The sequence below is a fragment of the Lelliottia wanjuensis genome, from assembly GCF_030238365.1.
Taxonomy (GTDB): Bacteria; Pseudomonadota; Gammaproteobacteria; order Enterobacterales; family Enterobacteriaceae; genus Enterobacter; species Enterobacter wanjuensis.
On record NZ_JASSOT010000001.1, the window covers coordinates 189,280 to 201,920 of the forward strand.

Annotated in this window: 9 protein-coding genes; 1 reads left to right on the forward strand and 8 read right to left on the reverse strand. The window is 55.8% G+C overall.

The features are described 5' to 3' along the window. Nucleotides 1–89: 89 nt before the first annotated feature. The 6 genes from narI to QQF33_RS00950 all read right to left on the reverse strand — a co-directional run bounded on the left by narI (nt 90) and on the right by QQF33_RS00950 (nt 8,991). Nucleotides 90–770, reverse strand: a complete 681-nt coding sequence (gene narI, locus QQF33_RS00925) for a respiratory nitrate reductase subunit gamma (protein ID WP_282495162.1) — start codon at nt 768–770, stop codon at nt 90–92. After that, on the reverse strand, nt 767–1,462 hold the full coding sequence (gene narW / locus QQF33_RS00930; RefSeq protein ID WP_285157218.1) for a nitrate reductase molybdenum cofactor assembly chaperone: 696 nt from the start codon (nt 1,460–1,462) through the stop codon (nt 767–769). Before narW ends, narI begins: the two co-directional genes overlap by 4 nt. Beyond that, entirely contained in the window at nt 1,462–3,006 is a 1,545-nt protein-coding gene (gene narH, locus QQF33_RS00935) for a nitrate reductase subunit beta (protein WP_285144404.1), read from the reverse strand. The genes narW and narH overlap by 1 nt, the downstream gene beginning before the upstream one ends. Next, nucleotides 3,003–6,743 carry a nitrate reductase subunit alpha gene (locus QQF33_RS00940; protein WP_285157219.1) on the reverse strand — a complete coding sequence of 1,247 codons (3,741 nt, stop codon included), beginning with the start codon at nt 6,741–6,743 and terminating at the stop codon, nt 3,003–3,005. Before QQF33_RS00940 ends, narH begins: the two co-directional genes overlap by 4 nt. 69 nt (nt 6,744–6,812) lie before the next feature. Further along, the gene (locus tag QQF33_RS00945; RefSeq protein WP_282495166.1) at nt 6,813–8,204 is read right to left on the reverse strand and encodes a NarK family nitrate/nitrite MFS transporter; all 1,392 of its coding nucleotides are present in this window, start codon (nt 8,202–8,204) and stop codon (nt 6,813–6,815) included. Nucleotides 8,205–8,415: 211 nt separating this feature from the next. Next, the gene (locus QQF33_RS00950; protein WP_285148853.1) at nt 8,416–8,991 is read right to left on the reverse strand and encodes a TetR family transcriptional regulator; all 576 of its coding nucleotides are present in this window, start codon (nt 8,989–8,991) and stop codon (nt 8,416–8,418) included. A gap of 115 nt (nt 8,992–9,106) precedes the next feature. Between QQF33_RS00950 and QQF33_RS00955 the strand changes: the two genes are divergently transcribed. Continuing rightward, nucleotides 9,107–10,594 carry an MFS transporter gene (locus QQF33_RS00955; protein WP_285148851.1) on the forward strand — a complete coding sequence of 496 codons (1,488 nt, stop codon included), beginning with the start codon at nt 9,107–9,109 and terminating at the stop codon, nt 10,592–10,594. 509 nt (nt 10,595–11,103) lie between these two features. Here the strand turns inward: QQF33_RS00955 and QQF33_RS00960 are convergent. Then, complete coding sequence (locus QQF33_RS00960) at nt 11,104–11,991, reverse strand: hypothetical protein (RefSeq protein WP_285148850.1); 888 nt, start codon at nt 11,989–11,991, stop codon at nt 11,104–11,106. Nucleotides 11,992–12,002: 11 nt separating this feature from the next. Further along, on the reverse strand, nt 12,003–12,482 hold the full coding sequence (locus QQF33_RS00965; RefSeq protein ID WP_285157220.1) for an Hcp family type VI secretion system effector: 480 nt from the start codon (nt 12,480–12,482) through the stop codon (nt 12,003–12,005). Nucleotides 12,483–12,641: the final 159 nt, after the last annotated feature.

A 12,641-nucleotide genomic window follows, 5' to 3' on the forward strand; every position in this document is an offset into this window, starting at 1 on the left:
AATGTCGGGTGGCGGCTTCGCCTTACCCGACCTACAAAACCGGACAAACTAAACCGTAGGCCGGATAAGCGCAGCGCCATCCGGCGCAATCAGCGCCGCGATCTCACCACCTGATACCGTCGCGTCAAATACTCCACCGGTGCGCTCCAGACGTGCACCAGCCTGGTGAACGGGAACAGCAGGAAGATGGTCATCCCGAGTACCAGATGCACGCGGAAAATATAGGCCACGCCGTCGAGATGCGCCGATGCGCCGCCGTGGAAAGTCACCACCGCCTGCGCCCAGTCGACCAGTTTCAGCATTTCACTCCCATCCGGATGCTGCGCGGAGAACGGAATCGTCGCCAGGCCGAGAATACACTGCACCAGCAGCACGCAGAGGATCAGGATATCCGCCGTCGAAGAGGTCGCGCGGATACGCGGATTGGTTAAACGCCTCACCAGCAACCCCGCGCCGCCGACCAGCGTCAGCACGCCGCAAACCCCGCCGAGGATCATCGCCATCAGCTGTTTCTGCGACATCGGCAGGAACCACGAATAGACCCAGTGCGGCGTCAGCATCCCGAAGGCGTGGCCGAAGAAGATCCCCAGAATGCCGATGTGGAACAAGTTCGACCACAGCACCATCCCGCGTTTATCCAGCATCTGGCTGGACGACGCACGCCAGGTGTACTGCCCGTAGTCGTAGCGCAGCCAGCTCCCCAACAGGAACACCGTCCCGCACAGGTACGGGTAGATGTCGTAAAAGAAGACGTTCAGATAGTGCATCATTTCGGGCCTCCGGCGCTGACGTCCACGTACTGAGGCGCGACGTCCTGGCTAAAGCGTCGTTGATATTGCTGCATCGGCGAGCTGTCGCACGCCGTGGCGTTGTCCTCGATAAACTTGACCTGTTCCTCTTCCCACACGGCGTCCAGCGCCTGACGGGTGTCATCCCGCTGTTCCGTCGCTACCTGTTTCGTGACGCTGTCACTTGTCAGTTTGCTGGCCGCAAGCGCCAGCAGAGCGTCAAACAGCTGATACTGCGGCACATCGCGCTGCTTCAGCCGCCCGCCGATCAGCGCCAGAATCGGCGCGACATTCTGCAAACCCTCGCGCGCCTCGTCGTCAGGAATGATGCTCAGATACTCCAGATAGAGCGGCAGATAGTCCGGCAGCTCACGGCAGTCGAGGGCTAAACCGGCTTTCTCGTACTGGCCCATCAGATCGACCATCGCCTGGCCGCGATCGCGGGACTCGGCGTGAACATGCTCGAACAGCAGGAGCGACGTCGCGCGCCCGCGCTCGAACACCTCACACCACTGCGCCTGTTTATCGAGCAGCGCCGCGCCAAGATGCTGCTGCGCAAACGGCAGCAGCTGCGGCGCGTCCTGGGCGATCAGGGAGAGGGCTTCGTCGCGACTCTCCCAGAGCGCCTCGTCCGGATATTCAATGAGCAGGGCGATAATTTTCAGAATGCGCATTACTCTCCCTCCCCGTGTTCACGCACCTCGGAAATATTGATGGCGTCAATGCGCTGGCTGTTGAACAGATTGAATTTGGTGTCGGAGCCGTGGCAGCCGTCGCCGAAGGTAAAGCCGCAGCCGTTTTTCTCCGGGAAGGCATCGGCGGCCATTTCACGGTGGCTGGTTGGGATCACGAAACGGTCTTCGTAGTTGGCAATCGCCAGGTAGCGGTACATCTCTTCCACCTGTTCCACGCTCAGGCCCACTTCGTCGATGGCGCGGGTATCGGTCACGCCTTCCACGGTTTGCGAGCGTTTGTAGTGGCGCATCGCCATCATGCGTTTCAGGGCGCGCAGCACCGGGCCGGTATCGCCCGCACTCAGCATATTCGCCAGATACTGCACCGGAATGCGCAGGCTTTCGACGGCAGGCAGAATGCTGTCGGTCTGCGGCAGACCACCGGCGTCGGCGTAGGACTGGATCGGTGACAGCGGCGGCACATACCAGACCATCGGCAGGGTGCGATATTCCGGATGCAGCGGCAGGGCCAGCTTCCAGTCCATCGCCATTTTGTAGACCGGCGAGCGCTGGGCCGCTTCGATCACGTTCTGCGGGATACCCTGTTTCAACGCTTCCTCAATCACCGCCGGATCGTTCGGGTTCAGGAATACGTCGCACTGACGCTCGTACAGATCCGTTTCATGCTCGGTGCTGGCTGCTTCTTCAATGCGATCCGCGTCGTACAGCAGCACGCCAAGATAGCGAATGCGCCCGACGCAGGTTTCCGAGCAGACGGTCGGCTGACCGGACTCAATGCGTGGATAGCAGAAAATGCATTTTTCCGACTTGCCGCTCTTCCAGTTGAAGTAGATTTTTTTGTACGGACAGCCGCTGATGCACATGCGCCAGCCGCGGCATTTGTCCTGGTCGATCAGGACAATGCCGTCCTCTTCGCGCTTATAAATCGCGCCGCTCGGGCAGGTGGCGACGCAACTCGGGTTCAGGCAGTGCTCGCACAGGCGCGGGAGGTACATCATGAAGGTGTTTTCGAACTGGCCGTACATCTCCTTTTGCATCTTGTCGAAGTTACGGTCGCGGGCGCGTTTCTCGAATTCGCCGCCGAGCAGCTCCTCCCAGTTCGGGCCGCCGACGATTTTGTCCATTCGTTTACCGCTAATCAACGAGCGCGGACGCGCGGTCGGGAGATGATCGCCCTCCGGCGCGCGGTGCAAGTCCTGATAGTCAAAGGTGAAAGGCTCGTAATAGTCGTCGATGCCTGGCAGCGACGGGTTGGCGAAGATTTTCGACAGCACGCCCACGCGTCCGCCGAGGCGCGGCGTCAGTTTCCCGGTGATCCCGCGCACCCAGCCGCCTTGCCACTCCTCCTGGTCTTCCCAGTTTTTCGGATAGCCGATGCCCGGTTTGGTTTCGACATTGTTAAACCACGCGTATTCCATCCCTTCGCGCCCGGTCCAGACGTTTTTGCACGTCACCGAGCAGGTGTGACACCCAATGCATTTGTCGAGATTCAGTACCATGCCGACCTGTGAGCGTATTTTCATTTTTTCGCCTCCTGTACCTGATCCCGACCTTCGCCATCCAGCCAGTTAATGTTTTTCATCTTGCGGATCATGATGAATTCGTCGCGGTTCGAGCCGACGGTGCCGTAGTAGTTAAAGCCGTAGGCCAGCTGCGCGTAGCCGCCAATCATATGCGTCGGTTTCGGGCAGACGCGAGTGACGGAGTTGTGGATCCCGCCGCGCCGTCCGGTCACTTCCGAGCCCGGTATGTTAAGAATGCGCTCCTGGGCGTGATACATCATGGTCATGCCCGGCGGCACGCGCTGGCTGACGACCGCGCGGGCGGTGAGGGCGCCGTTGGCGTTGAAGGCTTCGATCCAGTCGTTGTCTTCAATGCCTAACTCGCGGGCATCCGTTTCGCTGATCCAGACGATCGGCCCGCCGCGCGACAGGGTCTGCATCAGCAGGTTTTCGCTGTAGGTGGAGTGAATGCCCCATTTCTGGTGCGGCGTCAGGAAGTTCAGCGCTTTTTCCGGGAAACCGTTCGGCGGAATTTCGCGCATGTGGGTCACGCTGCGGGTGTCGATCGGCGGACGATAGGCCACCAGGCTTTCGCCAAAGGCGCGCATCCACTGGTGATCCTGATACAGTTGCTGACGCCCGGAGAGGGTACGCCACGGGATCAGCTCGTGGACGTTGGTGTATCCGGCGTTATAGGAAACATGCTCGCTCTCGATGCCGGACCAGGTCGGGCTGGAGATGATTTTGCGCGGCTGGGCCTGGATATCGCGAAAACGAATCTTCTCGTCTTCTTTGTTGATCGCCAGATGGGTATGGTCGCGTCCGGTAAATTCGGCGAGGGCTTTCCAGGCTTTGACCGCCACGTGGCCGTTGGTTTCCGGGGCAAGCGACAGGATCACCTCCGAAGCGTCGATGGCCGTATCGATCAGCGGACGCCCTTTGCACGGGCCATCGAGCTTGACGTAGTTCAGCTTGCCGAGGAAATCGACTTCGTCCTGGGTGTTCCAGGAAATACCTTTCCCGCCGTTGCCGAGCTTGTCCATCAGCGGCCCGAGCGAAGTAAAGCGCTCGTACGTTTCCGGATAATTACGCTCGATAACAGCGATGTTCGGCGCGGTTTTACCGGGGATCAGATCGCATTCACCTTTGCGCCAGTCCTGAATATCAAAGGGCTGCGACAGCTCCGCCGGGGAATCGTGCTGCAACGGCTGCAATACCACGTCAGTTTCTGTACCCAGATGGCCGACGCACACTTCGGAAAACACTTTGGCGATGCCTTTGTAGATATCCCAGTCGCTGCGCGATTCCCACGCCGGATCCACGGCTGCCGAGAGCGGGTGAATAAACGGATGCATATCCGAGGTATTCATGTCGTCTTTCTCGTACCAGGTCGCGGTCGGCAGGACGATGTCCGAGAACAGACAGGTGCTGGACATGCGGAAATCGAGGGTCACCAGCAGGTCAAGCTTGCCTTCGATGGCCGCAGTTTGCCACTCCACCTCTTCCGGTTTGACGTCGTCGGTCGAGCCGAGATCGTCGCCCTGAATCCCGCTCTCGGTGCCGAGCAGGTATTTAAGCATGTACTCGTGGCCTTTCCCGGAGGAGCCGAGCAGGTTTGAGCGCCAGACGAACAGATTGCGCGGGTGGTTTTTGCCGTTGTCGGGCTGTTCGCAGGCAAAGCGCAGATCGCCCGATTTCAGCGCCTGCACCGTGTACTCCTGCGGGGACATTCCGGCGGCATCGGCGCGGGCTTTGATGTGCAGCGGGTTGAGCGACAGCTGCGGGGCGGACGGCAGCCAGCCCATCCTCTCGGCGCGCACGTTAAAGTCGATCAGGTGCCCGGTGAATTTCGACGGATCCGCCAGCGGGGAGAGCAGCTCCTGGGCGGTGAGTTTTTCGTAACGCCACTGGCTGGCGTGGTTGTAGAAGAACGAGGTGCTGTTCATCTGGCGCGGCGGGCGGTTCCAGTCGAGGGCAAACGCCAGCGGCAGCCAGCCGGTTTGTGGGCGCAGCTTCTCCTGACCGACGTAGTGCGACCAGCCGCCGCCGCTTTTGCCGACACAGCCGCAGAAGACCAGCATATTGATCATCCCGCGGTAGTTCATGTCCATGTGATACCAGTGGTTCACCCCCGCACCGAGGATGATCATCGAGCGACCGTGGGTTTTGTGAGCGGTATCGGCGTACTCGCGGGCGATCTGCTCGATATGACGACGCGGCACGCCGGTGATCTGCTCGCCCCAGGCCGGGGAGTAGGCTTTGATTTCGCTGTAATCTTTAACGGCGTTGGCATCTTCCAGACCGCGATCGAGGCCGTAGTTCGCCAGAATCAGATCGTAGACGCTGGCGACCTGCTGCTGACGGCCATCGGCCAGCGTCAGGGTTTTCGACGGCACTTTGCGGATCAGCACCCGGTCCTGTTTCACGCTGCGAAAATGCGGGTTTTCGTTGCCGCCAAAGTAGGGGAAGGCCACGTTCGCAATATTGTCGTGAGTAATCAGCAGCGAGAGCGTCAGCTCAGTTTCCTGTCCTGCTGCCAGCGATTCGAGGTTCCATTTACCTTTTTCGCCCCAGCGGAAACCAATTGAGCCGTTCGGCGCGACCAGCCCTCCGGCGATATCAAAGGCCACGGTTTTCCATTCAGGATTGTTCTCCTCGCCCAGACCCTCGGCCAGATCCGAGGCGCGCAGCATCCGTCCCGGCACCAGACTCCCGTCGTCACGCGCATCGAGCATCACCAGCATCGGCATATCGGTATAGCGGCGGCAGTAGTTGAGGAAGTAGTCGCTGGGGTTATCGAGGTGAAACTCGCGGAGGATCACGTGGCCCATCGCCATGGCCAGGGCGCTGTCGGTGCCTTGTTTCGGGGCCAGCCACTGATCGCTCAGCTTGGCAACTTCCGAGAAGTCCGGGGTGATAGCGATGGTTTTGGTGCCTTTGTAGCGCACTTCGGTGAAGAAGTGTGCGTCCGGTGTGCGCGTCTGCGGCACGTTCGAGCCCCAGGCGATGATGTAGCTGGAGTTATACCAGTCGGCGGATTCGGGGACATCGGTCTGCTCGCCCCAGGTCATCGGCGAGGCGGGCGGCAGGTCGCAGTACCAGTCGTAGAAACTCAGACAAGTCCCGCCGAGCAGCGAGAGATAGCGCGTCCCGGCGGCGTAAGAGACCATCGACATCGCCGGGATCGGCGAGAACCCGGCGACGCGATCCGGGCCGTAATGCTTAATCGTCCAGACGTTAGCGGCGGCAATCAGCTGGTTAAGCTCTTTCCAGTTCGAGCGAATAAATCCGCCGTGGCCGCGCGCTTTTTTGTAGCTGCTGGCCTTCTGCGGATCGCTCATGATGGCGTTCCACGCCAGCACCGGGTCGCTGTGCTGGCCCAGCGCTTCGCGCCACAGCTCGATCAGTTTTCGGCGCACCAGCGGGTATTTCAGGCGGTTGGCGCTGTAGAGATACCAGGAGTAACTCGCCCCGCGCGGGCAGCCGCGCGGTTCATGGTTGGGTAAGTCGGGGCGGGTGCGGGGGTAGTCGGTTTGCTGTGTTTCCCAGGTCACCAGGCCGTTTTTGACGTAAATCTTCCAGCTGCAGGAGCCGGTACAGTTCACCCCGTGGGTGGATCGCACTATTTTGTCGAACTGCCAGCGCTGGCGATAACTGTCTTCCCAGTCGCGGTTGGTGTGCATCACCTGACCGTGCCCGTCGGCGAAGGTCTCGCCTTTTTGTTTGAAATACCGGAAGCGATCCAACAATTTACTCATGACGTTTCTCCTGACGGGGCGACGCCCACCCCGTGGTTACACTGCTCACAAATGTGTCGATCTGAATTGTTATGATTTGACGTGTTTCTGTCGGCGGCCATAGACCAGCCAGGTGACGAACACGCAGACGATATAAAACACGAGGAAGACTTTCATCGCGCCGACGGGCGAACCGGTCATTGCCAGCGAGGTACCGAATGCTTTAGGAATGAAGAAGCCGCCGACCGCGCCGATGGCGGAAATAAACCCGAGCGCCGCGGCGGTGTCCGACACCGCTTCCTGCTGGGCCTGCTCTTCGCTGCCGCCGCGCAGTTTGACGTTGTAGATGGTGATCTGGCGGAAGATCACGGCAATCATCTGGAAGGTGGAGCCGCTGCCTAAACCTGCGGTGAGGAACAGGCCCATAAACACCAGATAGAAGGCGGTGAAGTTGCCAGAGCCGGAGCCGGGGAGCGTCAGGAACAGCAGGGCGCTGAAGACGGCCATCAGGATAAAATTCACCAGCGTGACGCGCACGCCGCCGAGTTTGTCCGACACCACGCCGCCCGCCGAACGTGCCAGCGCGCCGATGAGCGGGCCGAAGAAGGCGAGATGGAGGATGTTCACATCCGGGAACTGGGTTTTCGCCAGCATCGCAAAACCGGCGGAAAAACCGATAAAGGAGCCGAAGGTCGCCAGATAGAGCAGGCTCAGCAGCCACAGATGCGGCTGTTTCAGCACCGGCAGTTGGCTGGCAATCGAGGCTTTCGAACTGGCGATATCGTTCATGCCGAAAAAGGCGGCGAGAGTGGCAATCAGCAGCAGCGGTGCCCAGATCCAGGCGGCGTTGGCCAGCGACAGCACAGAGCCGTCCTCCTGTGGCACGCCGTGGACGCCGAGAAAGGCGAACATCGGCAGGAAAATCACCGCCGGGGCCACCATCTGCATCACGCTGACGCCCAGATTACCCAACCCACCGTTAATCCCCAGCGCGCTGCCCTGTTTGGCTTTCGGGAAGAAGAAGCTGATATTACCCATGCTGGAGGCGAAGTTCGCCCCGGCAAATCCGCACAGCAGGGCGATGGTGATAAAGACCCAGTACGGCGTGGCGCTATTCTGTACGGCGATCCCGAGCCACACGCAGGGAACAATCAAAATCACGGTGCTTAATATTGTCCAGTAACGACCACCAAATATCGGCACCATAAAGGAATAGGGGACGCGCAATATTGCGCCAGAGAGGGAAGGTAATGCGGTTAACATGAAAAGCTGATCGGTGGTGAAATTAAAGCCGACTTTATTAAGATTGACCGCAACAGCACTAAATAACATCCAGACGCAGAAGGCGAGGAGCAGACAAGCGACCGAGATACACAGATTTCGTCGCGCGATGTGTTTGCCTTTATTTTCCCAAAATGCCGCGTTTTCAGGTTTCCAGTTATTTAAAAGATAATGATTATTTTTCTCACTTTGTTGTGACATATCGCCCTCGTACTTACCCGTAAAAAACAGAAAAGAGAAGTGAAAACAGTCAGATGGCTGACGTTATGCGATTAAGATTTTTGGAATTTTTCAGATGCTTCTGAAAGGATAGATAAGAAAGCGAATCCCTGAGTTTGTTAGGGGGAAGATGATTCGCTTTATGTGTTACCAATTGTAAAATATTGCGGTTTTTAATACTCAGAAAGGAGTATTAAAACAATTCAAGGGTAATTAATTTATCCAGATGGCTATTAAAGGCCGCGTCATCCATTTCTGGCATATTTAACACATAGATACCGTCCAGTCCGCAGACTAAACCAATCAATCGCCAGGCGATATTCTCTGCGCGATCGGAGAGGGTAAAGGCGTTTGCCTCTGCACCCGCGCGGATAATGGCGACAGTTTCCTGATGCCACATTTCCATCGTCACCACATAGGCGCTTTTAATTTCCGGATCGCGACTCGCGAGGATCTGCGCTTCCCGCCACAGGCGGATGTAGGGCTCGAACGCGCCGTCATCGCTGCCGAGCATGGCGTGCAGGCGCTGTCGCCAGTCGGCGTTTTCACCGACGATTTCGGCATCCAGCAGATCGCGAATCAGACGCACAAAGGCCAGAGATTTGAGCTCCCCGGCGCTGGCAAAATGGTGATGTACCTGCCCGGAAGCAATACCGGCCTCGCCGGCAATGCGCCGCACGGTCATGGCGCTAAACCCTTCGCTCAACGCGACGCGCATCGCGGCCTGCAGGATATCTTCCCGCCGTTCGTCCTTGCTCAAATAGCTCATTTCAACTCACTCTCAATGGCGACGAAACGAGTGTAACAAAAAGCTGGACACACGTTCAACTTTCCGTAGGATCGCATCCTGGACACGTGTCCAGATTCAGTTGAAAGGGAAATTTATGTTTCAAAGGTGGTTAGCGTTAGTGATTATCGTGCTGGTCTATATTCCGGTCGCGATTGACGCAACGGTACTGCATGTCGCCGCGCCGACGCTGAGTATGACGCTCGGGGCCAGCGGTAACGAATTGCTGTGGATTATTGATATTTACTCGCTGGTGATGGCGGGCATGGTGCTGCCAATGGGCGCGCTTGGGGATCGCATTGGCTTTAAAAAGCTGCTGATGCTCGGCAGCGTGCTGTTCGGCCTTTCGTCCCTGGCCGCGGCGTTTGCCCCGTCCGCCGCCTGGCTGATTGCCGCCCGTGCGACGCTGGCGATTGGCGCGGCGATGATTATCCCGGCGACCCTGGCGGGTATTCGCACCCTGTTTGTCGAGGCGCGTCACCGCAATATCGCGTTAGGCGTCTGGGCCGCGGTCGGTTCCGGCGGGGCGGCATTTGGTCCGCTGGTCGGTGGCCTGCTGCTGGAGCACTTCTACTGGGGATCGGTGTTTTTGATCAACGTCCCGATCGTGGTGGTTGTGGTCGCCCTGGCGGCGCACTTCGTACCGAAACAGCAGGGACGCCCGGAGCAGACGCTCAACATCTCTCACGCCCTGATGCTGATCGTGGCGATTTTGCTGCTGGTCTACAGCGCTAAAACGGCGCTGAAAGGCACACTTTCTCCGGCGATCGTGACGGGAACCCTCCTGACCGGCGCGGTGTTGCTCTTTATCTTCGTGCGCACCCAGCTGCGGGCCAGCAAGCCGATGATCGACATGCGCCTGTTCTGCCATCGCATTATTTTGAGCGGCGTGGTGATGGCGATGACCGCGATGATCGCCCTGGTGGGCTTTGAACTGCTGATGGCCCAGGAGCTGCAGTTCGTGCATGGCTTTACGCCGTTTGAGGCCGGCATGTTTATGCTGCCGCTGATGGTCGCCAGCGGTTTCAGCGGGCCGATTGCGGGCGTGCTGGTGGGTAAACTCGGGCTGCGACTGGTCGCGGCGGGCGGTATGGGGCTGAGTGCGGTGAGCTTTATCGGGCTGTCGATGCTCGATTTCAGCACCCAGCAGTGGCAGGCCTGGAGCCTGATGGTGCTGCTCGGTTTCAGCGCCGCAAGCGCATTGCTGGCGTCAACCGCTGCGATCATGGCGGCAGCGCCAAAAGAAAAAGCGGCCGCAGCAGGTGCGATCGAAACCATGTCCTACGAATTAGGCGCGGGTCTGGGGATCGCGATTTTCGGTCTTCTGCTCACCCGTAGCTTCTCGGCCTCCATCGACCTGCCGCAGGGGTTGAACGGTTCCCTGGCTGAAAAAGCCGCGTCGTCCATCGGTGAAGCGGTGAAAGTCGCGCAGGATCTCTCGCCGACGCTGGCCGAAGCCACTATCGAGGCCGCCAAAACCGCGTTTATCACCTCGCACAGCGTCGCACTCGGCAGCGCGGGTGCCATGCTGCTGATACTGGCGACCGGGATTTGGTTTAGCCTGGCGAAGGTGGAGCAGAGGTAAAAATAACCCCGACAACATAACTTTGGCTGTCGGGGTTATCATTTAGATTAACCTAAATCATGGTTAACGATGGTTTTGCAAATGGCTGGGTCAGTGGCGAAATAATGAGACAGCATTGGGATGGGCTTGCATGAACTAAAGGAACTCATAAAGATAATATAAAAATAAACAAAGAGGGAAACTATATTAAATAGAACTAAGAATAATATCGATAGCATTGCGAGGAGATTTCCAGAAAAAGCAAAAACCTTTGGCACTTGATTGCCTATAGTAAAGGGAACACATGCGATCATTATAATTCCGTATACTAGCATAGGTGCAAATGATAACATTGCCAAATGTCGACCATCAAACCAAAAGAAATTACTATCGCTAAAAAATAGCATAAAATCATGGTATGGTATATTGATAGAGAAATAGAGAAGCATACTTAGTATTGCTATGAGGACGAATGAAATCGTGGTGTATGCTGTTTTAGTTATTATTTTAATAAGCATGATTATCTCCATTTAATAACTTATAAAGAAGGAAGAGGGTAAGCCAGTATTCATGTATTGATTGTTCCATTCTAATATTTTTTGTTCTTTTACTAATAACTCATTTATTTTTTCTTTTAATGTCGTGGACCATCCATTCTTTTCGTCCAGTCTGTTTAATGTCTTGTTTAAGTACACACTGGTAATGATGAGAAACCCGGCAGTGAGAATAACAGGGGCGCTAATTAGCGTAAACAAAAAACCAACAGCCCCAACAATTACGCAGGAAATAATTGTTTTTGCCGCATCTGCAATGACATCACCAAAAAAAACAATGAGCGTGTAATCATTTTTGAAAATCAATTCCATTGCCCTAAATGCGAGAGAAAAATAAACACAAAACTTTGCACCCTGATAAATGCTGTAAGTCATTCCGCGCCAGCCTATGCCCAATTCCAGTAACTGCATATTACCAGCGCGATAGCGGGTACCTTTTAAAATCCGTCTCAAGCTGGGATATCCGTTAATTTTGATATAAGAAATTCCACCATAGCGGCAGGCCTTAGCCGTTATCCCCAGACCTTTTAAATTAAATTGAAGCTGGTTAGCCTCATCAAGGTACGTTGAAAAGCCAGCGAAATTATGCGCTCCATCCCAGATGTCTTTTATGTTTCCTCCACCCAGCGTGTAGGAAAAGAAATCGTCCGTCTGCCCCATCAGATCGCTCAATACTCCCCGCGCTTCCGCCAGGGTTAGCAACATGAAATATTGAGTGTTTTTCTCCAGCAGTTGTTCGATTTGTGGGAGAGCATCAATATAGGGATGGTTTGGGATTAGCTGATTGATGGGCTGTTGCCCGCGCAACATATCGCCCATGTAGCCTGCCCAGGTATTGTCTCTTAAAGGATCAAAGTTTTTCATATTTGCTTTCCCTAGAAAATGTTTTCTTCCCACAGACTATAGGTGCTGGTGCCTGCATTAACATGTTCCCAGCTAATGGATTTATAGCTGAATGAAACTCTGTCCTGTGCTTCCTTTCCATTCTGTGACACTGAGCGGGGAATATGTAAATCCAGTTCAGCAATCCGCGCATCCGTGAGTTTTAAACGGTAATAACACTCCATGCATCCGGCTTTGTCAGTGCGATAAAAATCGAACACGCAGCTGAGGGATTCGTTATCCGTTATGGCTTTTGCTAATAATGGAGAGGATTTATCAAGGGGTTTAACAATAGAGACGTTGTGGTGATTCACGTTCCGTTCTCTTGAAAGGGTGTGGGAGAGAGAATAAACGAGTATTTGATCGCCGTGCGCAACTTGCGCTTTATTACCGACAGATGCCTGAGTCAGACATCCGGAAGAGATTAATCCCTGTATTTCACCTACCAGCGTAAGATAAACTAACCCTGCCATATGATTATTCCTTTTTCATTCATTCCATTTATAAGTGCATTACTCATCATATTGAAGTGAAACGCTGAACGATTATTCAGCGTTCATTTTTAGCAGGCAATGTGAAAAAAGGAAAAATGAGGAGGTTGTTAAATATACAGCATGAATAGTCAAAAAAGC

Bases quoted from the DNA above. Each gene is read 5' to 3' on its own strand.
- QQF33_RS00955 (WP_285148851.1), top strand. From the start codon at position 9,107: ATGTTTCAAAGGTGGTTAGCGTTAGTGATTATCGTGCTGGTCTATATT.
- QQF33_RS00945 (WP_282495166.1), bottom strand. From the start codon at position 8,204: ATGTCACAACAAAGTGAGAAAAATAATCATTATCTTTTAAATAACTGG.
- narI (WP_282495162.1), bottom strand. From the start codon at position 770: ATGATGCACTATCTGAACGTCTTCTTTTACGACATCTACCCGTACCTG.
- narH (WP_285144404.1), bottom strand. From the start codon at position 3,006: ATGAAAATACGCTCACAGGTCGGCATGGTACTGAATCTCGACAAATGC.
- QQF33_RS00960 (WP_285148850.1), bottom strand. From the start codon at position 11,991: ATGAAAAACTTTGATCCTTTAAGAGACAATACCTGGGCAGGCTACATG.
- QQF33_RS00950 (WP_285148853.1), bottom strand. From the start codon at position 8,991: ATGAGCTATTTGAGCAAGGACGAACGGCGGGAAGATATCCTGCAGGCC.
- narW (WP_285157218.1), bottom strand. From the start codon at position 1,462: ATGCGCATTCTGAAAATTATCGCCCTGCTCATTGAATATCCGGACGAG.
- QQF33_RS00940 (WP_285157219.1), bottom strand. From the start codon at position 6,743: ATGAGTAAATTGTTGGATCGCTTCCGGTATTTCAAACAAAAAGGCGAG.
- QQF33_RS00965 (WP_285157220.1), bottom strand. From the start codon at position 12,482: ATGGCAGGGTTAGTTTATCTTACGCTGGTAGGTGAAATACAGGGATTA.